The organism is Rhodococcus sp. 114MFTsu3.1, from assembly GCF_000383555.1.
GTDB classification, from domain to species: domain Bacteria; phylum Actinomycetota; class Actinomycetes; order Mycobacteriales; family Mycobacteriaceae; genus Rhodococcoides; species Rhodococcoides fascians_E.
Genome location: NZ_KB911562.1, coordinates 1 through 24,130, shown reverse-complemented (window position 1 = coordinate 24,130; position 24,130 = coordinate 1). Strand labels below are relative to the sequence as shown.

At 64.9% G+C, this 24,130-nt stretch carries 22 protein-coding genes and 1 riboswitch; of the genes, 7 read left to right on the top strand and 15 right to left on the bottom strand.

Annotation, left to right across the window (positions count from 1 at the left end):
• The first annotated feature begins 3 nt into the window (after positions 1-3).
• The 3 genes from H292_RS0124860 (at position 4) to H292_RS0124850 (ending at position 5,225) form a co-directional block, all read left to right on the top strand.
• Entirely contained in the window at positions 4-2,208 is a 2,205-nt protein-coding gene (locus tag H292_RS0124860; RefSeq protein ID WP_027499069.1) for a malate synthase G, read from the top strand.
• A 131-nt stretch (positions 2,209-2,339) separates the two neighbouring features.
• Positions 2,340-4,082 carry a substrate-binding domain-containing protein gene (locus H292_RS0124855; protein ID WP_231383921.1) on the top strand — a complete coding sequence of 581 codons (1,743 nt, stop codon included), beginning with the start codon at positions 2,340-2,342 and terminating at the stop codon, positions 4,080-4,082.
• A gap of 3 nt (positions 4,083-4,085) precedes the next feature.
• Positions 4,086-5,225: a metallophosphoesterase gene (locus H292_RS0124850; RefSeq protein ID WP_019667955.1), complete on the top strand. Its 1,140-nt coding sequence runs from the start codon at positions 4,086-4,088 to the stop codon at positions 5,223-5,225.
• Here the strand turns inward: H292_RS0124850 and gcvP are convergent.
• From gcvP to H292_RS0124790, 12 genes are all read right to left on the bottom strand, one after another.
• Entirely contained in the window at positions 5,222-8,134 is a 2,913-nt protein-coding gene (gene gcvP / locus H292_RS0124845) for an aminomethyl-transferring glycine dehydrogenase (protein WP_027499068.1), read from the bottom strand. The two genes, H292_RS0124850 and gcvP, sit on opposite strands and share 4 nt — an antisense overlap.
• Positions 8,135-8,318: 184 nt before the next feature.
• A riboswitch (glycine riboswitch) is annotated at positions 8,319-8,416 on the bottom strand.
• A gap of 12 nt (positions 8,417-8,428) precedes the next feature.
• Complete coding sequence (locus H292_RS0124840) at positions 8,429-9,118, bottom strand: MerR family transcriptional regulator (protein ID WP_371828046.1); 690 nt, start codon at positions 9,116-9,118, stop codon at positions 8,429-8,431.
• Positions 9,119-9,415: 297 nt separating this feature from the next.
• Positions 9,416-9,889, bottom strand: a complete 474-nt coding sequence (locus tag H292_RS0124835) for a bifunctional nuclease family protein (protein ID WP_026348282.1) — start codon at positions 9,887-9,889, stop codon at positions 9,416-9,418.
• Between the two features lie 116 nt (positions 9,890-10,005).
• Positions 10,006-10,743 carry a transcriptional regulator FtsR gene (gene ftsR, locus H292_RS0124830; RefSeq protein ID WP_019667959.1) on the bottom strand — a complete coding sequence of 246 codons (738 nt, stop codon included), beginning with the start codon at positions 10,741-10,743 and terminating at the stop codon, positions 10,006-10,008.
• Positions 10,740-11,237 carry a glycogen accumulation regulator GarA gene (gene garA, locus H292_RS0124825; RefSeq protein WP_019667960.1) on the bottom strand — a complete coding sequence of 166 codons (498 nt, stop codon included), beginning with the start codon at positions 11,235-11,237 and terminating at the stop codon, positions 10,740-10,742. Before garA ends, ftsR begins: the two co-directional genes overlap by 4 nt.
• 251 nt (positions 11,238-11,488) lie before the next feature.
• The gene (gene gcvH / locus H292_RS0124820; protein WP_019667961.1) at positions 11,489-11,893 is read right to left on the bottom strand and encodes a glycine cleavage system protein GcvH; all 405 of its coding nucleotides are present in this window, start codon (positions 11,891-11,893) and stop codon (positions 11,489-11,491) included.
• Between the two features lie 51 nt (positions 11,894-11,944).
• The gene (locus H292_RS0124815) at positions 11,945-12,703 is read right to left on the bottom strand and encodes a DUF881 domain-containing protein (protein WP_371828309.1); all 759 of its coding nucleotides are present in this window, start codon (positions 12,701-12,703) and stop codon (positions 11,945-11,947) included.
• Positions 12,704-12,711: 8 nt separating this feature from the next.
• Complete coding sequence (locus H292_RS27515; protein ID WP_094653437.1) at positions 12,712-13,026, bottom strand: small basic family protein; 315 nt, start codon at positions 13,024-13,026, stop codon at positions 12,712-12,714.
• 101 nt (positions 13,027-13,127) lie between these two features.
• Positions 13,128-13,919 carry a DUF881 domain-containing protein gene (locus tag H292_RS0124805; RefSeq protein ID WP_020113177.1) on the bottom strand — a complete coding sequence of 264 codons (792 nt, stop codon included), beginning with the start codon at positions 13,917-13,919 and terminating at the stop codon, positions 13,128-13,130.
• Positions 13,920-13,962: 43 nt separating this feature from the next.
• Complete coding sequence (locus H292_RS0124800; RefSeq protein WP_020113176.1) at positions 13,963-14,580, bottom strand: CDP-alcohol phosphatidyltransferase family protein; 618 nt, start codon at positions 14,578-14,580, stop codon at positions 13,963-13,965.
• Positions 14,581-14,629: 49 nt separating this feature from the next.
• Positions 14,630-15,034 (bottom strand): nitroreductase family deazaflavin-dependent oxidoreductase, encoded by a 405-nt coding sequence (locus tag H292_RS0124795; RefSeq protein WP_019667966.1) that lies wholly within the window; start codon positions 15,032-15,034, stop codon positions 14,630-14,632.
• A gap of 138 nt (positions 15,035-15,172) precedes the next feature.
• Positions 15,173-16,834: an FAD-binding dehydrogenase gene (locus H292_RS0124790; protein ID WP_027499065.1), complete on the bottom strand. Its 1,662-nt coding sequence runs from the start codon at positions 16,832-16,834 to the stop codon at positions 15,173-15,175.
• A 148-nt stretch (positions 16,835-16,982) separates the two neighbouring features.
• On the opposite strand from H292_RS0124790, the gene H292_RS0124785 reads away from it, so the two are divergent.
• Together H292_RS0124785 and H292_RS0124780 are read left to right on the top strand one after the other, a co-directional pair.
• A complete protein-coding gene (locus tag H292_RS0124785) occupies positions 16,983-18,170 on the top strand; it encodes a M4 family metallopeptidase (protein ID WP_019667968.1) in 1,188 nt (395 codons plus the stop codon).
• A 17-nt stretch (positions 18,171-18,187) separates the two neighbouring features.
• Positions 18,188-18,484 carry a protealysin inhibitor emfourin gene (locus tag H292_RS0124780; protein ID WP_019667969.1) on the top strand — a complete coding sequence of 99 codons (297 nt, stop codon included), beginning with the start codon at positions 18,188-18,190 and terminating at the stop codon, positions 18,482-18,484.
• Positions 18,485-18,529: 45 nt separating this feature from the next.
• On the opposite strand, the gene H292_RS0124775 is transcribed toward H292_RS0124780, so the two are convergent.
• Both H292_RS0124775 and H292_RS0124770 read right to left on the bottom strand, forming a co-directional pair.
• Entirely contained in the window at positions 18,530-20,761 is a 2,232-nt protein-coding gene (locus H292_RS0124775) for a heavy metal translocating P-type ATPase (protein ID WP_020113174.1), read from the bottom strand.
• 2 nt (positions 20,762-20,763) lie between these two features.
• On the bottom strand, positions 20,764-21,048 hold the full coding sequence (locus H292_RS0124770; RefSeq protein ID WP_019667971.1) for a DUF1490 family protein: 285 nt from the start codon (positions 21,046-21,048) through the stop codon (positions 20,764-20,766).
• Positions 21,049-21,246: 198 nt separating this feature from the next.
• Here H292_RS0124770 and H292_RS0124765 point away from each other — a divergent pair, with 198 nt between their 5' ends.
• Both H292_RS0124765 and H292_RS0124760 read left to right on the top strand, forming a co-directional pair.
• Positions 21,247-22,014 (top strand): PIG-L family deacetylase, encoded by a 768-nt coding sequence (locus H292_RS0124765; RefSeq protein ID WP_020113173.1) that lies wholly within the window; start codon positions 21,247-21,249, stop codon positions 22,012-22,014.
• 179 nt (positions 22,015-22,193) lie between these two features.
• Positions 22,194-23,348, top strand: a complete 1,155-nt coding sequence (locus H292_RS0124760; protein ID WP_019667973.1) for a lipase family alpha/beta hydrolase — start codon at positions 22,194-22,196, stop codon at positions 23,346-23,348.
• On the opposite strand, the gene H292_RS0124755 is transcribed toward H292_RS0124760, so the two are convergent.
• Positions 23,337-24,130: MCE family protein (locus H292_RS0124755; protein WP_020113172.1), on the bottom strand; the 794-nt coding region annotated here is incomplete at its 5' end. The genes H292_RS0124760 and H292_RS0124755 overlap by 12 nt on opposite strands.

Below are 24,130 nucleotides of genomic sequence, written 5' to 3'. Positions count from 1 at the left end.
TTCATGACCGATCGTGTTTCTGTTGGTGGTCTTCAGGTTGCCCAGGTTTTGTACGACTTCGTGCAGAACGAAGCGCTTCCGGGCACCGGTGTGGATTCGGAGAAGTTCTGGAGCGGCGTGGAGGCCGTGATCACGGATCTGGCCCCGAAGAACAAGGCCCTGCTGGGTGTTCGTGACGAAATCCAGGGCAAGGTCGATGCGTGGCACGGTGAGCACGCCGGACCGAATTACGACAGGAGCGCATACACGGCGTTCTTGAAGGAAATCGGGTACCTGGTCGATGAGCCCGCGGACTTCCACATCACCACCTCCGGTGTCGACACCGAGATCACCTCCACCGCGGGCCCGCAACTCGTGGTCCCGGTTCTCAACGCCCGCTTCGCGATCAACGCCTCCAACGCACGCTGGGGATCGCTCTACGACGCCCTGTACGGCACTGACGCCATCCCGGAGGACGGCGGCGCGGAGAAGGGCACCAGCTACAACAAGGTCCGCGGCGACAAGGTCATCGCCTTCGCTCGCGAGTTCCTCGACGAGGCTGCTCCCCTGTCCTCCGGTTCACACGTCGGCACCACCAAGTACGTTGTCGACACCTCCGCTACCGGGGCCGCATCGTTGACGGTCACCCTCGCCGACGGATCCACAGTCGGTTTGGCAGACCCGGCGCAGCTGCTCGGATACCAGGGCGCACCGAATGCGCCGACGGCGATTCTTCTCGTGCACAACGGGTTGCACTTCGAGATCCAGATCGACTCGCAGTCTCCGATCGGCGCGACCGACGCCGCAGGCGTCAAGGATGTCCTCCTCGAATCCGCGGTGACCACGATCATGGACTTCGAGGATTCGGTCGCGGCGGTCGATGCCGACGACAAGGTTCTCGGCTACCGCAACTGGCTCGGTTTGATGCGCGGCGATCTCACCGAAGAGGTCTCCAAGGGCGGCAAAACCTTCACCCGCAGCTTGAACAAGGACCGCAGCTACACCGAGGTCGACGGCAGTGCAGGTGACGGCGGTGAGCTCATCCTGCACGGTCGGTCGCTGCTGTTCGTCCGCAACGTCGGGCACCTGATGACCTCCGATGCAATCCTCGACGCCGAGGGCAACGAGGTCCCCGAGGGCATCCTCGATGCCCTGTTCACCTCGCTCGCGGGTCTGCATTCCCTCGGTGCGGACAATGTCCTGAAGAACAGCCGCACCGGATCGTTGTACATCGTCAAGCCGAAGATGCACGGTCCCGACGAGGTCGCGTTCACTGCGGAACTGTTCGGCCGGGTGGAGCAGGTTCTCGGGTTGCCGGTCAACACCCTGAAGGTCGGCATCATGGACGAGGAACGCCGCACCACGGTCAACTTGAAGGCCGCGATCGAGGCCGCGAAGGAACGTGTGGTGTTCATCAACACCGGCTTCCTCGACCGGACGGGCGATGAGATCCACACCTCGATGGAGGCCGGACCGGTCGTGCCGAAGGGTGAGATGAAAGCCCAGGGCTGGATCAAGGCGTACGAGGACTTCAATGTCGACACCGGCTTGGCCGCCGGGCTGGAAGGCAAAGCGCAGATCGGCAAGGGCATGTGGGCGATGCCGGATCTGATGCACGACATGCTCGAGCAGAAGATCGGGCATCCGCAGTCCGGTGCCAACACTGCGTGGGTGCCCTCGCCGACGGCAGCGACGTTGCACGCCTTGCACTATCACAAGGTCGACGTGTTCGCCCGTCAGGAAGAGATCGCGAAAGCCAAGCGCGCCACTGTCGAGGAGATCCTCGAGATTCCGTTGGCACCTGCGACCGACTGGTCCGAGGAGCAGAAGCAACGCGAGCTCGACAACAACGCCCAGTCGATCCTCGGGTATGTGGTGCGGTGGATCGATCACGGTGTGGGGTGTTCGAAGGTTCCCGACATCAATGACATCGCGTTGATGGAAGATCGGGCGACGCTGCGTATCTCGAGTCAGTTCCTGGCGAACTGGTTGCGGCACGGCATCGTCACCGAAGATCAGGTGCGTGCCTCGCTCGAGCGGATGGCGCCGGTGGTGGACCGACAGAACGCATCGGACCCGACGTACAAGAACCTCGCGCCGGATTTCGAGTCGAACATCGCCTTCCAAGCAGCCAGTGACCTGATCTTCCAGGGCACCAGCCAGCCCAACGGCTACACCGAACCGATCCTGCACCGCCGCCGCCGCGAGTACAAAGCTGCAACACGCTGACGAGCCCGCGGAGTGACCGGATGACACAGGAGCGAAGCCCGCGGAGTGACCGGATGACACAGGAGCGAAGCCCGCGGAGTGACCGGATGACACTGTTCGGTCACTTGGGGCGCGACAAGTAACCTCTTGTCGTGGGCGAACATCGAACCTCCGGCGGATCCCGTGGAGTGAGCAAGGGACCCGTCGTCGCAGCGGGCACCATCCTCGTGGTGGTGCTCGCTGTGTTCGGTTGGTTCCAACTCCGCGACCGTATTGCCGATCAGGGCACGGAAGCGGCCGATACCTGTGTGGAAGGTCCGGCGGTGGTGCCGATCGTCGTCGACCCGGACATCTCGTCGCAGGTGACACAGTTGGCGGCGGCGTTCACCGACAGTTCTCCTGTGGTGCGCGATCACTGCGTGTCGCTCGAGGTGTCCACTCACGATTCCGCTGTGGTGGGACCTGCCCTGGCTGCGGGCGAAAGCGCTTGGGACGCTGCTGCGTTGGGTCCGCAGCCGGCGTTGTGGATCCCGCGATCGTCGGATTCCGTTGCCGATCTTCCCGCCGGCGCTGTGAACGGCACGCCTCGTTCTGTCGCGTCGTCACCGGTTGTCCTGGCTGCACCGATCGCTGTGGCCGATGCGCTGGAGGCCGCGGACATCGGGTGGGCCGATATTCCTCGCCTACAGGCGGCATCCGACGGGCTCGACGCGATCGGACTACCCGGGTGGGGCGGGCTTCGCCTTCTTCTTCCCCTCGGTCCGGAATCCGATGCGTCGACGGCCGCGCTGCGAGCGGTAGCGGCAACCACCTACGACTCCTCCGTGTACGACGAATCGGGCGTTGCCAGTGCGGACGTCGCCCGAAGCGCGCCCACCGTCTCCGCGATGTCCGCGCTCGCGACCACCGATCTCGGAACGCCCTCCACGACGAGTGATTCGACCGATTCGGCACTTGCCCGGCTGAGCGCCGACACTTCACCGACAGCCGACGCGCACACTGTTCCGGTGTCGGCGAGGCAACTCACCGCGTCGTCCCAGAGTGGTGTCACGGCATTCACTCCGCGAGGTGACGGGCCCGTGTTCGACCACCCGGCCGTGGTGCTGGCCGGAGCGTGGACGGACGACACGGCGAGCCGCGCCGCAGCACAGTTCGTCGACTTCATGTCCGGGCCGGACAACACTTCGGTGTTCTCCGACGCGGGGTTCGATGTTGCCGCTCGGTCGCCGGCGTCGCTGCCGCCGCAGAACACCGAGTTCGGCCGGACGCTCGTCGATGCAGTTCTCGAGCCTGCTACACCTCGGCGAGTGACGACACTTCTCGACGCATCCGGGTCGATGGACACGGCGGAGGGTTCGGAGACTCGGTTGCAGAACACAGTTGCAGCACTGGATCGCCAGTTCGACTCGGTCGTGGATACCACCGAATTGGGGTTGTGGATCTACAGCAAGGATTTGGACGGCACACGCGCGTTCCGAACCCTTGTGCCCACCGGCCCGGTCGAGGAAGTTCTGGGTAGCGAGACTCGTCGGGAACGTCTGTTGGCCGAGGCCGCGGCGGTTCGACCCGCCACTGCGACGTCGACGTACGAGTCGGTACTCGCCGTCTATCTCGACGCTCTGTCGACGTACGTCCCCGGCAAGCCGAACAGCGTCGTCCTCATCACCGACGGTCCTAACGACGATCCGACCATCTCGGCGAGTCGATTCCTGGAGATGGTGTCGGATCTGATCGATCCGGAGCGTCCGGTGGCAGTCGATGTCGTCGCGATCGGAACCAATCCGGACAGTTCGACGTTGCAGTCAGTGTCCGATGCCACGGGCGGCTCGTTCAACACCGTTGCGTCGTCGGACGGTGAGGAACTCCCCGACCTTCTTCGAAAGTTGCTGTACTGAAACATGATTCGACTTCTCGCCTTCGGCACGTTCCTTGCCGTCATCGGTCTCGTGCTCCATTTTCGCTACATTCGGGCCACGAAGCTTCGTCGTCCGTACTCCACTGCAGCGGACACTGTGCTGGTCGTCATGTGGCTACTGGCTCTGGTCGGCATCGGATCGGGCGAGGTCTTCGATCCGGCATGGGCGCGAGTTCCGGCGTTCGTCGGTCTCAGTTGGCTCGCTGTGGTGCTGTACCTGGTGCTGGGCACAGTGCTGGTCGGCGTCGTCACCCTCGTCGTGCGCATCGTGTCGGCGGCACGCCGTCGTGAGTCGCGCGCGCTTCGGCTACGCATTCACAGAATCGGCTCCGCGATCGCGGCGTCCGTCGCTGTGGTGGCCGTCGGGTACGGACTCGTCGAGGCTGCACTCCCGAAGGTGACCGACACTCGCGTCGCGCTCGATCGGTTGCCCTCCGAATTCGACGGTACGCGCGTGGCTCTGGTGTCCGATCTTCACGTCGGACCGGCCCGTGGAGCCGGCTTCGTTCAACGCGTGGTGGACGACGTCAATGCACAGTCGCCCGACCTCGTGATCCTGGACGGCGATCTGATCGACGGCACCGTCGACCTCGTCGGAACAGACCTCGCTCCGCTGCAGCAGCTCGACGCTCCCCTCGGAGTGTTCGCCGTGAGCGGTAATCACGAGTTCTATGCGGACGACGGTGGGAAATGGTTGGACCTATGGGAGACGCTGGGTGTGACCGTTCTGAGGAACGAACACGAGACGATCAGCAAGTCCGGTGCGTCCATCGACATCGCCGGCATCAACGACGCAACCGCACCGGCGCCGTACGAACCCGATCTCGGTGCTGCCCTGGACGGGAGGGATGCGTCTCGATTCGTGTTGCTGTTGGCACATCAGCCGCTGCAGGCGTTCGAGGCATCGGACATGGGGGTGGACTTCCAGGTCTCCGGTCACACGCATGCCGGACAGATCTGGCCACTGCGGTATCTCGTCCCGTTGCAGCAGCCGAGCGTCGAAGGCCTCGATCGTGTCGGTGACACCACGCTCTACACCACGCGTGGGGCCGGCGCCTGGGGTCCGCCCGTCAGGGTTGCAGCACCGCCCGAGATCGCGATGCTGAACCTGACGTCCAGCTAACCCCGAGGCGACGCCGAGTCGCTCCGCGGGCTCCACTCGAGGTCCGCGATCGGCGGGCACGAGCACACCAGGTTGCGATCGCCGTGGGCGCCGTCGATGCGGCGTACTGCAGGCCACACCTTGGCCCGTCCCGCAGCGATCGATCCTCTCTTCGCGTTGGCTTCCCACGGATACGCGGCTTCTTCGCGTGTGTACGGGTGAGTCCATTCCCCGACCAGGCACCGAGCCGTGTGGGGAGCGCCGCGCAACGGGTTGTCCGTCGACGGCCACTCCCCCGAACCGACCCGATCGATCTCGCCGCGAATTGCGATCATGGCATCGCAGAATGCGTCGATCTCGTCCAGATCCTCGCTTTCCGTCGGCTCGACCATCAAGGTTCCCGCCACGGGAAAGCTCATGGTCGGAGCGTGGAATCCGTAGTCCGCCAGCCTTTTCGCTACGTCGTCCACGGTCACGCCCGTCGCCTTCGTAAGCCCGCGGAGATCGAGAATGCACTCGTGCGCAACCATCCCGTTCTCTCCCGTGTACAGAACGGGGAAGTACTCGTCGAGGCGTCGGGCGATGTAGTTGGCCGACGCGATCGCGGTGAGGGTGGCGCGTCGTAGACCCTCGGCGCCCATCATCCGCACGTACGCCCACGTGATCGACAGAATGGACGCGCTTCCGAACGGCGCGGCCGAGATCGTCGCTCCGCTGCCCAGTTCCGGCCGGAGCGGGTGCCCCGGCAGATACGGTGCGAGATGCGATCGCACGGCGACCGGACCGACTCCCGGTCCTCCTCCGCCGTGCGGGATGCAGAAGGTCTTGTGCAGGTTGAGGTGGCTGACGTCGCCGCCGAACCTCCCGGGACGTGCGAGTCCGACGAGTGCGTTCAGGTTCGCGCCGTCGACGTACACCTGACCTCCCGCGTCGTGCACAGCAGCGCATATCTCGTCGATGTCGTGCTCGTACACGCCGTGAGTCGACGGGTAGGTGATCATGATCGCGGCGAGGGAATCCGCGTGCTCGCCGATCTTGGCGCGCAGGTCGTCGACATCCACGTCGCCGTTGGCGCGGCACGTGACGACGACGACCTTCATACCTGCCATGACCGCCGATGCAGCGTTGGTGCCGTGCGCACTCGACGGGATGAGGCAGATATCGCGGTGACTATCACCGCGGCCGAGGTGATAGTCACGAATCGCGTGAAGGCCGGCGTATTCGCCCTGACTTCCCGCATTCGGTTGCAGGCTCACCGCGTCGTAGCCGGTGATGTCGACCAGCCACTTCTCGACGTCCGCTATGACGGCGCGGATTCCTTCGGTGTCGCTGTCGGGTGCGAACGGATGCAGCCGGGCGAATCCGGGCCAGGTGATGGATTCCATCTCGGCTGTCGCGTTGAGCTTCATCGTGCACGACCCGAGTGGAATCATGCTGCGGTCGAGGGCGATGTCCTTGTCCGCCAGCATCCGCAGGTATCGAAGCATCGACGTCTCGGTTCGGTGCCGGGTGAACGCAGGGTGGGTGAGGAATTCGGACGTTCGAATCAGCGAGTCGGGCAACGACGACCGTGCGGACTCCGCGCTCGGCCCGGCGTCGAACGCGGCGAGTACCTGCTCGACGATGTCGGTGGTGGTCGCTTCGTCGCATGCGATCGAGACACGGTCGTCGTCGACCGTGCGCAGGTTGATACCGGAGCGTTGCGCTGCCTCGACGACGCTCCGAGCTCGACCCGGCACGAGCGCGGTGATCGTGTCGAAGAACGAGGTGGATTCGACGGAGATGTTCGACGCTGCGAGCCCGTCGGCCAGCGCGACCGCGTGGGCGTTGACTCGGCGAGCGATGTCGCGGAGTCCCGAACTTCCGTGATACGCGGCGTACATGGCGGCCACGATCGCGAGCAGGACCTGCGCGGTGCAGATGTTGCTGGTCGCCTTCTCGCGTCGAATGTGCTGTTCACGGGTCTGCAACGCCAGTCGGTACGCGAGGTTGCCGTCGGCATCCACCGACACGCCGACGAGCCGTCCCGGAAGCTGACGTGCGTGGCCGTTCCGTACGGCGAGGTAACCGGCGTGCGGTCCACCGAATCCCATCGGGACACCGAATCGTTGGGTGGTGCCGAAACATGCGTCCGCTCCCATGTCGCCCGGGGACGTGAGCAGGGTGAGCGCCAACAAATCGGCTCCGACGGCCACCAGGGCACCACGGGTGTGTGCGTCGTCGATCATGGCGGAGTGGTCGACGACGGCTCCGGATGCGCCCGGGAACTGAACGAGGACGCCGAAGAACTCTCCGTCGGGAAGTCCGCCGGTGACGTCGTGCCGCACGAGCTCGATACCGAGGGGCTCCGCGCGCGTCTCGAGGACTGCCCAGGTCTGCGGGAAGACGTCGTCGTCCACCACGAACCGCGGGGACGTCGAGCCCCGGTTGGCGCGCCTGAGCAACGTCATGGCCTCGGCGGCGGCCGTGGCCTCGTCGAGCATCGACGCACCGGCCACGTCCATTCCGGTCAGGTCGGACACCATCGTCTGGAAGTTGAGGAGCGCTTCGAGCCTGCCTTGGCTGATCTCGGGTTGATACGGGGTGTACGCCGTGTACCACGCGGGGTTCTCGAGGATGTTCCGAGTCAGGACCGGCGGTGTCAGGGTGTCGTAATAGCCGAGACCGATCATCGACGTGGCGACCACGTTCCGTGCGGCGAGGGCCGCGAGTTCGGCCAGCGCTTCGTGTTCGCCGAGTGGAAGTGGGAGTCCGGCGAGTCCGGCGGCAATGCCGTCGACGGACCCATCGAGAATCGAGGCAGGCACCGCGCGCTCTGCGAGTTCGTCGAGCGATCCGGCGGCGACGACGTCGAGTATTCGGGACAGTGCCGCACCGTCCGGTCCGATATGTCGGTCGGAAAACGACGGGCGAGAACTCTGTTCGGTCATGAGACGCTCCGGTGGATGCATGCTGACGGGTGGAGTGACCACGCGCACTGCGCGGCCGATCCTCCCCCTCTGTCGCATGCTCACCCGGGGCGAGCGCCTGAGAGATTCGCGCTCCGCGCACGCGATGCTCGGAGGTACTTTCCCCTTGGGCGGGTGGGTGATCCCACCACTTTCCAGAGACGTCCAAGCTCACACGGTCCGTGTGCCTGAGAGATTGACGGGGAGGTATTGCTCCTTCGGCGTCCGGAACTGGCTGCCCCGGAACTCTCCCGCGCGAGCGCGACGGTCTCGATCCTAGCCGGTCTTTCGATTTGCGCGACTCTTGCGGCGTGACGCCAATTCGTCTTCGGGACTGGGCTCGGATTCTCCGCCGTCGGCTCGTTCTGCAGGGAAGTCGGCTATCAGGCCGGTCAGTTCACGCATCGCGCCGTTGACTGCGATGCCGAATACTCCCTGACCGCCTTGTAAGAGGTCGACGACCTCTTCGGCGGACGTGCATTCGTAGACGGTGGTGCCGTCGGAGAACAGGGTGATGTTGGCCAGGTCGCCCACACCGCGTTGACGCAGGTGGTCGACCGCGACTCGGATGTTCTGAAGAGAAATTCCGGTGTCGAGCAGGCGCTTGACGATCTTCAGGACCAACATGTCCTTGAAGGAGTACAGGCGTTGGCTGCCCGATCCCGCAGCACTCCGGATCGAGGGTACGACCAGACCGGTGCGTGCCCAGTAATCCAGTTGGCGGTAGGTGATGCCCGCGATCTGGCATGCGCTCGGCACTCGGTATCCGACCAGCTCGTCCGGTACCGAATCGTCCGGAAACAGCCCTGGTTGGAACTCGCGGGCGGGCGCGCTGGACGGCTCCGGTCGAGTCGATTCGGAAGGGGTGGTGTTCACGGACCCGTCGGGGGTGGCGGGGACCTGCGGCGCAATCGTTTCCGACACAGCGGACTCCGACACCTGACGATCCTGCGGCTGATCTCGCACGAGGCGATCCTGCGGCTGATCTCCCACTGACTGCTCCCTCTTCGGATGTCTCGACACTGCGTACGTCCCGGTTGGCCCAGGCCGACCGGGACGGGTCCCGGCGGTGTTCTCGCGTGAAGTTCCACTCCGCCTTCGTAAGCCAGACTACGCCCAGGTAGGGACGAGCGACACACGATCGAGGACTGCTTACCTCACGACGGGAACGCTATGGGTCCGCCGAGGCAAGGTCAACGCAACGCGCCGTAAACCTGAACCTAAAGTTGAGGTTGAGACTCTTCCGTTATCAAGTCGAGGCTGTCAGCCGTCCGTAGCCTTGAAGTCGTCGGGCGAGACGGACTCGAGGAATTCCTTGAACTTCTCCACCTCGTCCTCGCGCTCGTCCGGCATGAGCAGACCGGCTTCCGCCAGAACCGGTTCCTCGGCGATGATCGGCACGCCGACTCGGAGGGCGATCGCGACCGAATCCGACGGACGTGCCGACACACGGATGTCCTTGTCGAACACGAGATCCGCGTAGAAGGTCCCCTCTTGCAGATCGACGATTCGCACTTCCTTCAAGCGATGCCCCAGGGCACCGATCAGCTCCTTGATCAGATCGTGCGTCAATGGACGAGCAGGCTGAACCCCCTGCTGTTCCAGCGCGATCGCCGCGGCCTCGGTCTGCCCGATCCAGATGGGCAGGTAACGCTCACCGTCGGACTCACGGAGCAGAAGCACAGGTTGGTTCTGCGGCTGCTCCACGCGAATACCGACTACACGCATTTCACTCATGGCGATTGCCTCCCACATGCGCTTGAAGATTCGGCCCCGGCTGTGTCTCGACCCGACTACAGCCGATTCTATTGGAATCGATGACCATGCGGCGCCACCAACGGTTCTGCGTCAGGTCATTTGTCCAGCGCGCCGCGCACCGCTGCTTTGACCAGGCAGGTGTGCAGAGTCAACGACAGCGCAGCCAATTCGCGGATCATTTCTTCCGCGCGATCACGTGCACCGGCATCCCGCCCCTTGGCGACGGGACCTGCGATCTGAGCAACCAGTCCCGCCTCGCGGTCGGCTGCCAGCTTGAACGCACGCAGATGCCGCACCTCCAGGCCGAAGCGCGACATCGCGTGTGCTGTTCGAGCCAGAATCACGGCGCCCTCGTCGTAGAACCCGGCCTGGCCGGGAACCACGAGCCCTGCGCGCAGTAACTCCGTCAGAAAAGTGTCGTCGATTCCCGCCCGCTCGAGCAGGTCCACCTTGGACACACGTACTTCCCGGTCGACGAGGAACTCCTCGGGAGACACCTCGCCCGGAGCGATCGACAGGGTTCGCGGCTTGCGCGGTGCGGGCTCAGCGCTCTCGACGCGTGCCACTCCGCTGTCGATCGCCTCCAACTGCTCCTTGATCACCTTGAGCGGCAGGTACTGATCTCGTTGTGCGGTGAGTACGTACCGAAGACGCTCACAGTCCGCAACGGAGAAACGCCGGTATCCCGATGGCGTGCGCTCCGGAGAGATCAGGCCCTCGGCCTCGAGAAACCTGATCTTGGAGATCGTGACATCGGGGAAGTCGGGCCGAAGTCGATCCAGGACGGAGCCTATCGACATCCCCCCGGGAGACTGCTGCCCGACGGCGGTCACTGGCTGCCTGCACCTGCCGACGAATCGCCTGCAGGTGCATCGGCACCCGCACGTGGGCCGGTGAGGAACACGAGACGGAACTTGCCGATCTGGACCTCGTCACCGTTGGCGAGGACTGCCGAATCGACAGGCTCGCGGTTGACGTAGGTGCCGTTCAGGCTGCCGACGTCGACGACCTGGAAGGAGTCCTCTTCCTGGCGGAACTCGGCGTGGCGACGAGACACGGTGACGTCGTCGAGGAAGATGTCGCTGTCGGGGTGGCGTCCGGCCGACGTCGTCGGCTGATCGAGCAGGAACCTCGACCCGGCATTGGGTCCACGCTTGACGACGAGAAGAGCCGAACCGACCGGCAAGCCTTCCACGCCCGACACCGGAGCCTCGGAGCTCTGGCTGGTCGCCGAGTTGTCCAGCTCCTGGAGGAAGTCTGCACGAAAAACCGAAGTGGTTTCCGCCGGCGACTCTCCGTAGATGCCGTCGTTGTCGTTCTCGCTCACCGTTTCTCCTTCTCAGTCCGATCGCCCGGGTCGATTGCACCCGAGTTACGCAGTAACCAACTTGCACGTTCTGTACTTCTTGCGGACCTACGTCGCCTCACCCGATTGGCAACCCACGGTTGCCCCGGAAGGGTCTACAGGCCCCCACGGCGCAGCGGACTCGCCACGGCAACCACGCGTGCAGCTACACAAACCGTACCTTGCCCGCCCGTGCGGGTGCATACGGTTGCTCACGCTGCGTTCGCGTGCGGTTACTCAGCCGTAATTCCAGCATATCCGGCGGCATCGAGCATCTGAGACAGCGACGCGTCCAAAGCCTCCGATGTCTCCGTCTCGAGCTCCACGAGCCACCCGTCCGAGTACGGACCCGAATTCACCTTCTCCGGGGACGTATCCAGATCTGCGTTCACGGCAATGACTTTCGCGGTGAGGGGCGAGAACACGTCGGACACACTCTTGGTCGATTCGACCTCTCCGAGCGACGTTCCGGCCGTCACCTCGTCCCCGATCGACGGCAGCTGAACGAACACCACGTCACCGAGCTGTTCCTGCGCGTAATCGGTGATTCCGATCCGTACGGCGGTGGGGCTGATCCGCTGAACCCATTCGTGTTCGGGGGTGTAGTGCAAGTCGCCCGAGGGCTCGGTGTCGGTCACTGTTCGGCTGTCCTTTCGAGGAGGGCAGGTGCTCGTGCACCGACGTCCACACTAGTTTCCCGGCTGGTTTCCGGGCTGAGAGTATTGAGGTGACCGCAGATCCCGCAAGGCGGAGACAGTCACCTGCTGAGACTGAGCTATGCCGCACTGTCCGCCGAAGCGAGACACCGTGTCCACGACGCCACCGGGAATGTCGAGCGCTGCGGCCAGTGTCGCCGGGTCGCCGATGGCGGAGAACACGAACGGCGCGGACGTGGGTCGGCCGTCGACGATCACATCACCCGGCTTTCCTGCGATCCACGAGTCGACTCCGATGCGGATGGGCGGCTGTCCGCCACCGGAGAGCTGCACGGCTTCCGCTCCCGCGGCCCGCAGTTCCTGCAGCGCGTCGAGCAGGACGTCGGATCCGACCCCCTTGTCCGGATCTGTCACGGTGACGGTGACGCCCGGCCCGGCGGCGGCAACGGTGCCGACCTGAATGGACAACGACGCAAGCCGGTCCTGCGCCTCGGCGAGGGCAGCGCCCGATCCACCGTCTGACTGCCGAAGCGCAGACAGAGTGGTCTGCAACTCGGCGATCTCGCTGCGCAGCGCGGCCTCTCGCCTCCCGACGTTGTCGAGGACGACCAGGAGGTCCGCCGGTCGGGCAGCATCGAGTGCATCACCGCTGCCTGTTTCCCTGACCTGCACCACGATGCCGAATCCCAGAACAGCCATCAACAGAACAGCGAGGGCGCCGAACGCGCGGGACGAGCCCTTCCGTCGGAATCTGTGCCGGCCGTCGGAAGGCTGTGCGGACCGTGTGTTCATTCGCTCGCTCACGCACCGAACAGTCGTCGACGGAGAGCTGCGGCGTTGCCGAAGATCCTGATGCCCAGGACGACGACGATGGCAGTCGACAGTTGAGTGCCCACGCCCAACTGGTCACCGAGCCAGACGATCAGTCCCGCGACGAGGACGTTGAACACGAAGGACACGACGAAGACCTTGGCGTCGAAGATGCCGTCGAGAAACGCACGTACACCGCCGAACACCGCATCGAGTGCCGCAACGACCGCGATCGGAAGGTAGGGTGCGACGCCGACGGGGACCTCCGGTCCGGACACCGATCCGATGACGATGCCCACGATCATCGCGACGCCCGCCAACACGAGAAGTCCGGATCCTCGGCCCGACGGTCTCCGATCGTTCCCGTCGACCGTACGGTCGGCCGCCGCGTGATGCTGGTGTTCGCTCAACGTCCTTCGTCCTGTCCTGCTGTGGTGACTGCGCGTACGGCCGCGGGTGGCACGCTCAGAGAGTCCGAGGCCTCCGTCGCGAAGCCGATTCGATAGAGCTGCGCAAGCCCTGCCATGCGCAGGTAAGCGTCACTGACCGAGAACTGCGCTTCCAGGCGCGTCGGCGATCCGATCGCGGTCACGGTGTAGGGAGAGAACACCGGCCGGTTGTCCACGAGCATTGCGCCTCCGGCTTGGCGGATCGTGACTCCCGGACCGACCCTGACGTCGTCGACCGCGATCGCCTCGGCGCCGCTGACCCACAGCGAATTCACCACTGTCTGGAGGTCTCGGTCCAGCACGGCCGAATCAGATGAGCCTCGGACAGGAACCGACACGTCGGACAAGTCCGACGGTGCGGGCGGCTCGGCTACGGTCACCACGATTCCCGGTCCGGTCGCACTGTCGGCGCCTGCGGCTACTTCGAGCGCGCGCAGATCCGTGAGAAGCGCTGTGCCGCGATCATCGTTCCTGAGTGCGTCGTCGCGCGCGCGGTCGACCTGAGCGCTGAGGTCCTGTCGTGTCGAATCGAGTTCTGCGGCTCGCGATTCTGCGTCTCGGACGCGGTGAAGGGTGTCCTGCCGGGACTCGCCACCCGAGGTGTCGAAGACCTGGGACAGTGCGATGCCTAACACGCACCCGACCAGCACGGCGCCGAGCACCAGCATCGCGATGTCCTTGCCGCCGCGTGGCGTCCCCCGCCTGGACGCCGATGCTGCGGCGTAGCCGGGGTCGAGATGCTCGGACATCAACGAGCGAAGCAGCGACGGAACTGGGTTTCGAGAAACCGGTTCACGCACTTCGTGTTTCCTCACGCGAGGGCGGTGCGGTGTGCCGTGCGACCAAGGATGCTTTGTACAGGTACAGACCGCCGGTCCACACGTACAGCGCGGTCCCCCAGACGAGCAACGCCGTGCCGACGGGCCACAGCAGATCCGCGACTGGGGACTCACCCGTCGACGCGAGCAGCACCGGAAGCGTGATCATGATGACGAAGGTGGCGGCTTTGCCCAGATAGATCACCTCGGGTGGCGGCAGACCTTGCCGGCGATAGATGAACATGGTGCCCGCGAGCACAAGATCCCGGCCGACGAGGATCACCGCGACCCACCACGGAATGATCCCGCGCACGACGAAGGCAGCCAGGGCCGTGACGACCGAGAGACGGTCGACGAGCGGGTCGAGCATCGCGCCGAGCCGTGACGATTGGTCCAGAACACGGGCTAGTTTGCCGTCGAGCCAGTCGGTGGCACCGCTGGCCAACAGCACGGCGAGAGCCCATCCGTCGGATTGCGGACCCAACAGAAGATAAAGGAACAGCGGAATCAGCAACAGCCGGATCACGCTCAGGGCGTTGGGGAGCGTGAGCACGCGGTCGCTCAGGACTCCGCCCTCGTTGTCGGTGCTCACCGGTTACTTCCGTTCCCGCTGTCGACCGCGTGTGCAGGTGAACGTGCGATCACGATGCCGAAAGCGCAACCACCGGTATGACGCGCGTGGTCTTCTTCTCGTAGTCGGCGAATCCCGAGTACAGCTCCGCCTGCTTCCGGTAGAGGGCGTCTCGTTCGTCGCCTTCGATCTCCCGGGCGACGACGTCGATCGTGTCGTCTCCCACTTCGATTCGTGCGGCGGGGTTGGCGAGAAGGTTGTGGTACCACGCCGGGTTGGTGTCCGCCCCTGCCTTCGAAGCGAAGATGACGTACCGATCACCGTCGGGAAGGTACATGAGCGGGCTGAGCCTGTCCGCACCGGATTTCGCGCCGACGGTGTGCAACAACAGCAGCGGCGCCCCCTCGAAGGGGCCGCCGACCTTACCGTGGTTGGCACGGAACTCCGCAACGACCTGATCGTTGAAATCCGGCATCGATTCTCCTGACGTCGCTGCTGTTGTCCACGGTGATCCGCTGCCACCGCGTCCGCTGTCCAGTGTGACTACCCTACCGCCGGACTCGATGCCGGAAACTCCGTTCTTCCAGTCCTGCCGCGGGGCGGACGGTCGGCGTCATCGTGCAGCGGCGCGTCCGGCCGCACGGCCCGAGAAGATGCAGCCGCCGAGGAACGTGCCTTCCAGCGACCGGTAGCCGTGCACTCCGCCGCCGCCGAAGCCGGCGACCTCGCCGGCCGCGAACAATCCGTCGAACGGCGTTCCGTCGGTGCGCAACACCCGTGAATCGAGGTCGGTTTCGAGTCCACCGAGGGTTTTCCTCGTGAGCAGGTGCAGCTTGACCGCGATCAACGGGCCCGACGCCGGATCGAGGAGTCGGTGCGGGCTGGCTATGCGGGCGACTCTGTCGCCCTTGTACTTGCGTGCGGCATGAATGACCGACACCGACAGGTCCTTGCTGAACCCGTTGACCATTTCTCTGTCTCGGGCGATCAGTGTGGCCTCGACGGCGTCGGCGTCCAGATCGACCGATCCGATCTTGTTCATGCCCGCGACCAGCTCACGCACCGAGTCCGCGACCACGAAGTCCTCTCCTCGACGCTTGAACGCTTCCACGGGACCGGGCGCACCGGGCCGAATGCGCTCGAGCAGCTTGCGCACGCTGCGGCCCGTCAGGTCGGGATTCTGCTCCTGGCCCGAAAGCCCGAACTCCTTCTCGATGATCTTCTGATCGAGCACGAACCACGAGTAGTCGTATCCGGTACGGACGATGTGTTCGAGGGTGCCGAGCGTGTCGAACCCGGGAAAGAGCGGCGCGGGGAGCTGCTTGCCGGTCGCGTCGAGCCACAGCGACGACGGCCCGGGCAGAATCCTGATTCCGTGGTTCGGCCACACCGAGTCGTAGTTGGTGATGCCTTCGGTGTAGTGCCACATCCGGTCGGAGTTGATGAGGCTGGCTCCCGCTCGACGGCTGATCTCGAGCATCCGACCGTCCACGTGCGCGGGAACGCCCGTCAGCATGTGCTGCGGGGGTGTGCCGAGGCGTGCGGGCCAGTTCTTCTTGACCAGATCCCAGTTCGCGCCGATTCCGCCCGACGTCACGACGACTGCCCCGGCAGTGAACTCGAACTCGCCGACGGCGAGGCGGGACGACGGAACGCCTCGAGCGACGTCCGACGGCTCCAACACCGATCCTCGGACTCCGGTCGCCACACCGTCGCTCACGAGAATCTCGTCGACGCGGTGACGGAACGCGAAGTCGACCAACCCGCGGTCGGCGCCGTCGCGCACCGTGGCGGCGAACATGTCGACGAGAGCGGGACCGGTCCCCCAGGTGATGTGGAATCTCGGCACGGAGTTGCCGTGACCGTCCGGCCCGTAACCACCTCGTTCGGCCCAGCCGACGAGAGGGAATATCTTCAGCCCTCGCTGTCGCAGCCAGCTACGCTTCTCGCCCGCGGCGAACTCCACGTACGCCTGCGCCCACCGTCGCGGCCACAGATCCTCTTCTCTGTCGAAACCCGCAGTACCCATCCAGTCCTGGAGAGCGAGGTCGTAGGAGTCCTTGATTCCCAGTCTCCGCTGCTCGGGGCTGTCGACGAAGAAGAGGCCGCCGAACGACCAGAATGCCTGCCCACCCAGGTTGGCTTCGTTTTCCTGATCGACCAGGATCACCCGTTTTCCCTTGTCGACCAATTCGGCTGCGGCAACAAGGCCCGCCAGTCCACCCCCGACGACTATCGCATCGGCGGTGCGTGTCGATTTGGCGGTTCCGTTCACCACTGTTGCCCCCGAGTCCTGGATGCTCACCTGTGTCGGCGATCACTTCGATGTCGGCCTCGACTCTAACCCGGCCGTCGGATCGCGCGACCACACGATGTCGTAGCCGTCGTCTAGTGTCTACGGAACTCGACTGGAAGGTGCTCGTGTGGCAATCGAATCCAACTCGTCCTCGGAATCCGGTTCCGGTTCACCCTTCAACCGAAACGTCTCCGGCTCAGGCACTTTCCCGTCCTCGCAGCTGCGAACGGTCGTACCTCCGTTCCTGCTGGAGCGGATCGCGGAGAGCGCGTCGTCCGGCCGCGGCCAGGGAGTGGTGGCAGACCATGCGTCGTCGAGCGCGGCACGCACCCTCGCCATCGACCGTCAGCTCGCGCGTGGACGTTCTCCCCTGCGGTCCACCGTTCGCGCCTCCTCGGCCGCAGCTGCCGAGGGTCCGGTTCGGTCGATCCACGATGCGCAGAACCGTGACGCGCTACCCGGCCGCCTCGTCAGGTCCGAGGGTGAGCCCGCCTCCGGGGACGTCTCGGTCGACGAGGCCTACGACGGCCTCGGCACCACGTTCGCCTTCTTTCGGGAGGTGTACGGCTACGAGAGTCTCGACGGAAAGGGCCTCCCCCTCTCCGCCACCGTGCATTTCGACCGCGACTACGACAACGCGTTCTGGGATGGCGAGCGAATGGTGTTCGGAGACGGGGACGGCGAAGTGTTCGGCCGGTTCACTGCCTCGCTCAGCGTCATCGCCCATGAACTGACGCACGGTTTCACTCAGTACACTTCCGCGCTCGAGTACTTCGGCCAAGCGGGCGCGCTCAACGAGTCTCTATCGGACGTGTTCGGCGTTCTCGTGGAACAGTATTCGTCGAAGCAGGACGCGAAGACTGCATCGTGGCTCGTGGGAGAGGGTCTGTTTCTCCCTGCGGTCGAGGGACGGGCGCTTCGGTCGATGATCGACCCTGGCACGGCCTACGACGACGACATCCTCGGGCGAGACCCTCAACCGAAGGACATGGACGGGTACGTCGAGACCACGGCGGACAACGGAGGTGTCCACATCAACTCATCCATCCCCAACCGCGCATTCGCGTCTGCAGCCAGGGCGCTCGGCGGACCGGCGTGGGACAGGGCGGGGCAGGTGTGGTTCGACGTCGCCACCGATTCGTCGTTGCCGTCGACCGTCGATTTCGAAGGTTTCGCAGCAGCCACGGTGTCTGCGGCAGTCACGCGTTACGGCGCCGAGTCAGATGTTCACCGGGCCGTTGCCGCAGGTTGGGCTACCGTGGGAGTGGTCGTGGACGCGCAGGAACCGGCGGAGTCGTCCACGCGTCGAGTCTGAGACGTGAGGACGGTGGCATGTTCATCGAAGTCGTTCGTGTAGGTGGCGTGGCCGGCCTCACTCGCCGAGCACAGATCGACACCGATGTGCTGGACGACGACGCATCGGTGCGCGAGTGGCAGGAACTCGTCGAACAGGCACGGCCGATGCTCACGTCCACCGAAGACCGATCCGGGAGCGCGTCGAGGCGTCGGGACGCGTTCGAATGGACTGTGTCGGTGGACGACACGACGTGCCGTCTGGGTGATTCGTCGATCACCGGGGCGCTCCGCACCCTCGCACAACGCACGCTGCGCGAGGGTCGGACACCCTGATGGTCTCAGTTCGGGCAGCCGGTGAGGTTCAGGTGGCCGGGCGCGCTACCCGGCCCGTCGACCCGGTGGATCCATTCGGTAGGTGATCAGCCTGGAGCTGTTGGCCACGACGGCGACGGACGATGCGTTGTGCAGTATCGCAGCCAGGACCGGCGACAATCCGCCGGCAGCACTGACGAGCAATCCGACCGCGTTCACCGCGATGGACATGCCGTAGTTCTGCTGGATCACGTCGACAGCGTGTCCACCGAGGTCACGAACGTCCAGGAGGCGATTCAGATCGTCGCTGGCCAGTGCAACATCGGCGGTTTCCACGGCAACGTCGGTTCCGGCGAGACCCATCGCGATGCCGATGTCGGCGGCCGCCAGTGCAGGCGCATCGTTGGTCCCGTCTCCCACCATTGCCACGATGTGACCTTGCTGCTGAAGATCGTGAACGACCGTCAGTTTGTCCTCCGGCATGACCTCTGCTCGCCACTCGGTGATACCGAGTTCCGCAGCGACTGCAGCCGCGGTGTCCTGGTGGTCGCCGGTCAGCATGATGATGCGTTCGACGCCGTCTGCACGCAGCCGAGCCAGCACGTTCAGCGCTTCGGGGCGGACTTCGTCGCGCAGACTGATGAGCCCGACGAGGGTGCCGTCGACCGCAAGCAGAAGCGGCGTTTCGGCTTGGCGCTGCAGTTTCTTCACCCACGATGCGGCGTCTTCGGACACCTCGACGTTCTCGCTCCTGAGCAGGGACGGACTTCCGAGAAGCAAGGTCCGTCCGTCGGCCCATGTCCTCATTCCCAGTCCGACGAGCACCTCGCATTCTTCGTGTGGAGGAATTTCGATGTGACGCTCTTCGGTGGAGCGAATGACGGCTTCGGCCAAAGGATGTCGTGAGTGGATCTCGGAGCTCGCGGCGTACGCCAGGACCTGTTCCGGGAGCCAATCGTCGGCGAAGGCAACTACATTGGTCACCACCGGTCGGCCGACTGTGAGCGTGCCGGTCTTGTCGAACACAACAGCATCGACGCGGCCGGCAAGTTCGAGGTGCGACCCGCCCTTGATGAGGATGCCGCGGCGGGCACCGTTTCCGATGGCCGCACTGATAGCGGTGGGTGTGGACAGACCGACTGCACAGGGACACGCAACGAGCAGCATTGTCATGGCGCGCCGCACATCCCGTGTGACAATCAGTGCGAGAGCCGAGAGCAGGAAGGACGTCGGCACGAAGCGCCGCGAGAAGTTCTCGCCGACGGTTTGAATCGGTGCTCGATCTTCCTGAGCTTCTTCCACCCGCGAGATGATGCGGCCGATTGCGGTGTCCTTGCCGACGGCAGTGGCGCGTACGACGAGGCGTCCGCGTACCACGACCGACCCGGCGTGAATACGTGCGCCCGGAACGACGGACACGGGCAGCGTTTCTCCGGTGATGGCCGATTGATCGACGATGGATTCACCGTCGACGACGATGCCGTCGACTGGGGATGCAACGTGGTCGTACACGACGACCTCGTCGCCGACGGTCAAGGACTCGGTGTCGACGGAGATCTCACTGCCGTCGGCCAACCGTATCCATGCGGTGTCCTGAGTCCCGCCGAGGAGGTCGGCAATGGCGCGTCGCGTCCGCCGAAGGGTCAACTCCTGCAGATACTCACCGATGTTGAGCAACCAGAGGACGGTCAGTGCGACGACGTTCTCGCGCAGAACCAAGCTGGCTACGGTCGCGGCCGACACCAGAGCGTCGGTGCCTGCGCCCTTGTTCCCCGTGATCGACCGGAGGGCACCCTTCAGGAACGGGTATCCGGTGAAGACGGTGGCTCCCGTGGCCACGAGCCGACTGGTGGGACCCAGAATCGGCGGACGTCCGAGTCCGTAGCGACGGATGCCCAGCAGAACCAGCGCGGCGCCGCCGACGGCCATGCGGAGAACTTCGGCGCTGGCGATGTCGGCGGACCGTGGAGTGCGGTCCGGCACGGCGGACCGAGCCGTCGACTTGCCCTCCTGGACCGCGGCGATCACGGCATCGCGGTCGACCCGCGTACGAGACACCCACACCACGACGGAGCCGGTACGCGGATACGCATGCGCTGCACGGACACCGACCACTTTGTCGAGGGCGTTCTCGATTGCCACTGCCCGGCCCGGGCTCGAACGGAGCCAGGGAACGTCGAATCTGATTCGTCCTGCCGCGTCGGACAGCACACGAATGTCAGCCGACGACGTTGCTGCCGATGTGCTGTTGCCCGCCCGGTTCGGGGCGAAGTCGATGACGTCGGATTCGGTCGCCACGGTCAGTGGCTGTGTCCGTGACCGGTCTCGCCGACAGCGGGCGGCGGAACTTCTTCCCCGAGTCGTTCCTTGGCCTCGGCGACGACGTCCGATACCTGCAGACGTGCCGATTCGGCACCCTCCTCGGCCTTGCGCACACCGCGAAGGCCCCACTCGGTTGCGGTCACAGCCGCTCCCCTGATGGGTGCTTTCGCGATCAGGGTTCTTGCGCCGTTGTACGCCGCGACGCCGACTGCTCCCGTGACGACGGTGGTCAGTGCCTTCGACAGAAGTATCTGGAATGCCATTCGTTCACTATATGACGGGCGTAGGCGTGCTGTCCCACCTGTGTGCTGGCGTTTCTCGTGTGCGAACGTGCGCATCGACGCATGCGGAATGCCCTGCGGACTGGACCGTGCACAAGCGGCGGTTCGCGGTGTTGTGATCTGTCGGCCGACATTCTCGGTCGGGGACGCGCACCGGACGGGTGGGGATATTCTTGGGATGTGCCCAGCGTTCCCAGTGTCCTGTGCGTTCACGCTCATCCCGACGACGAGGCACTGTTCACCGGCGGGATTCTGGCGCGAAGCGCTGCGGCGGGTGCACGCACAGCCGTGGTGACGTGTACGTGGCGTGACGGCGAGGAACGTGTCGAGGAACTGCGCCGTTCTCTCGAGGTTCTGGGTGCTGGTGAACCTCGCCTGCTCGGCTACACCGACAACGCCCTGTCAGGCGGTGTCCTCTTCTGTGCTGCGCCGTTCGACGAGGCGGTCGGCAAACTCGTTGCGCACATACGATCGTTTCGGCCCGACATCGTGGTCACCTACGACGGATTCGGGTCTTACGGACATCCGGATCATGTTCACGCGCACAGGGTGACACTGGCTGCGTTCGAAGCGTCCGGTTACGAGCAGCTGTTTCCCGAGGCCGGCGAGCCGTGGCGTCCGGCCCATCTGTGCTTCGCGACTTTTCCTCGAACCGCCATCGAGTCGAAGTGGCAGACCCTGTTCGGAACGGCGGCCCCGGCCCCCGGACCAGCAGTCCCCGGCATTGCCGACAGTGACGTCGACCTGGCGATCGACGTCAGCGCCTGGTTCGACACCAAGTGGTCGGCGTTCAGCCAACACCGTTCCGAGATCGAACGCGGTGGTGGTGCGTCGCAGTTCGCGAACATGGACGTTGCGACTCGTCGGGAAGCGCTCGGTACCGAATGGTTCGTTCATCGAGCGCCCGTCGGGGTCGACCCTGCAAGGGATCCGTTCCTGCCTCGCTAGGATTCCGTCGTAGCAGCACACCGCGTGGACAGCCGGATCACTCTGCAGCGCACCGGATATCGAGTCGACCGCGTTCTTGTCCGGGTGCGGTCGGGACATCGGCGCGTACGGTGGACGATGTATCTGATCAGGACTCGACGTGGGGGCGTCGGTCGAGAAACGAACCGGAGATTCTTCCCGTGGACTGGGACGACGAGCGCCGGAAGGCGCGGTTGATCGAGACTCGATGGGGACGCGATTGGCGAGTACTGGGGAGAACGCGTCGGTGCCTGCTTCGCGTGTCGCTCGCGTCGATTCCATTGCTCGTCCTGTTCGGTGTGTACTGGCGCGTCGATGTCGCGCCGGAGCAACGGCGCCTCGCCGACACCCGCCCGAGCATCGACGAGATCTACGGGCCACGTGATCCCGCGGACGCCACGACGGCTGTCGTGGACCTGGTCGGCTTGGGTAATCTCGATGCGGCGCCCACGGCGGCGACTCTGCCTGCGTTGGCGGACCTCGGCCGGGTCTGGTCCGTTCGGTACGACAATCGTGGCCTCGACACGCGGGTGATCAGCGACCTCATCGACAGACGCGCAACTGCTGTAGGAGTGAGCAACATCGTTCTCGTCGGACACAGCATGGGTGGAGTCGTCGCACTCGAGGCTGCGCAGCATCTGTACGAGGACTCCGACAAGACCGTGGGGGGTGTCGTGCTCGATTGCACACCGGTCGACCTGCACGCTGTCCGAGAGGCCAGTCGAGACGCGGGCGAGGACTTGCTGCGGTGGATCGGATGGTTGCCGGGGGCGCGTGAGAGCCGATCGCTACGGACGATCGTCGAGATGGCTGCGCGACAGGACAGGTTCGTGGACACGCAGTCGTCGTGGCTCCCGCATATCGAGTGGGAGGAGGCTGCTTCGGCGTTCGACGAAGTGATGCGCGACAAGGTGTTGAATCCGTCGGCGGCCAGCAACGGTTTCATCGAATCGCAGTTCAAGACAATTGTCGCCTCCGGTGCTCTGGACAACCTCGACGCGTTGTCGGACGAAGTCGACGGCAAGACCGCTCCGGCGATCGTGTTCTTGCGTCCGCGGGACGGGGCTGCGGACACCGTGGTCGACGTCGACTATTCCCAACGCATTCTGTTCGAGCGATCGGGAGGGCCCGACGGAAACCTTCGCGTGGTCCGCATGCCGGGTACCGGCCACGCCAATCCGCGTCAGGCTGCCGACATGTACAACTCGGCGATCACGACGCGGGTCGTGCCGATGGTCGACGCCAGCAGTTCGCGCGCGTGGAAGTCCTCGGCCGGACCCGACCCCACCGAGCGGGGTGAGGTGTCACCGCGGTGAGTTTCCGGTTGCCGTCATCCGGACCTCGGCACCTCGGAGTGCGGGCGCTGTCGCGGATGTGACCCAGGAAGGAACGTCCTGCGGAGCGGTTCCCGTTGCTCCGCCGTAGATCACGGCGAGCGTGTCGCGTTCGAAATCCGAGCCCGCGTAGGACACCGGCGTCTGCTCGACGATGCCCGGCAGCGGCGAGTACTGCGGCGCAGGCAGTTCCGGAACATCCTGCGGTCCGGGGTTCCTCGACGGCACCTGGTAGGAACCGTCGTTGACCGATCCGCCCGGGTACTGCGGGAAGAACTCACCGGCAGCAGCGTCCGCCGGAGCGTGGCATGTCGGTCCACGGTCGTCGAAGAAGCGCGGCTCGTCCTGATTAGGCAGGTACCGTCCACGTGGATTGATGAGTGGCATGTCCACGTTGATGCCGCGGTACTCGTCGCCGACGCCGATGACGTCCTGCGCGCGTTGCACCACCGGCACGAAATTAGCGAACGTGCACCCGAACGACGGCGAATACTGCGCCAACAAGTCCAGCGCCTCACGCGAATCCGCCGAGATCCGAATCAGATTGTCCGCGTTGGCCTGCAGAAAATCTGCCGTCGACGCACTCGTCGCCGTCAACGACGAGATCAACGTATCCACCGCCGGACGCTGCTCGACCAACGTGTTTCCCGTGACCGACAGATTGTCGAGCGCATCGATCAACTGCGGACCCGCATCGGCATACGTCTGCGAGAAATCCGCCAACCCACGCAGATCCTCCTGAATGTTCGGCAACTCGGTGTTCA

Bases quoted from the DNA above. Each gene is read 5' to 3' on its own strand.
- H292_RS0124860 (WP_027499069.1), top strand. From the start codon at position 4: ATGACCGATCGTGTTTCTGTTGGTGGTCTTCAGGTTGCCCAGGTTTTG.
- H292_RS0124850 (WP_019667955.1), top strand. From the start codon at position 4,086: ATGATTCGACTTCTCGCCTTCGGCACGTTCCTTGCCGTCATCGGTCTC.
- gcvP (WP_027499068.1), bottom strand. From the start codon at position 8,134: ATGACCGAACAGAGTTCTCGCCCGTCGTTTTCCGACCGACATATCGGA.
- H292_RS0124835 (WP_026348282.1), bottom strand. From the start codon at position 9,889: ATGAGTGAAATGCGTGTAGTCGGTATTCGCGTGGAGCAGCCGCAGAAC.
- H292_RS0124815 (WP_371828309.1), bottom strand. From the start codon at position 12,703: ATGAACACACGGTCCGCACAGCCTTCCGACGGCCGGCACAGATTCCGA.
- H292_RS27515 (WP_094653437.1), bottom strand. From the start codon at position 13,026: ATGATCGTGGGCATCGTCATCGGATCGGTGTCCGGACCGGAGGTCCCC.
- H292_RS0124805 (WP_020113177.1), bottom strand. From the start codon at position 13,919: ATGTCCGAGCATCTCGACCCCGGCTACGCCGCAGCATCGGCGTCCAGG.
- H292_RS0124795 (WP_019667966.1), bottom strand. From the start codon at position 15,034: ATGCCGGATTTCAACGATCAGGTCGTTGCGGAGTTCCGTGCCAACCAC.
- H292_RS0124780 (WP_019667969.1), top strand. From the start codon at position 18,188: ATGTTCATCGAAGTCGTTCGTGTAGGTGGCGTGGCCGGCCTCACTCGC.
- H292_RS0124770 (WP_019667971.1), bottom strand. From the start codon at position 21,048: ATGGCATTCCAGATACTTCTGTCGAAGGCACTGACCACCGTCGTCACG.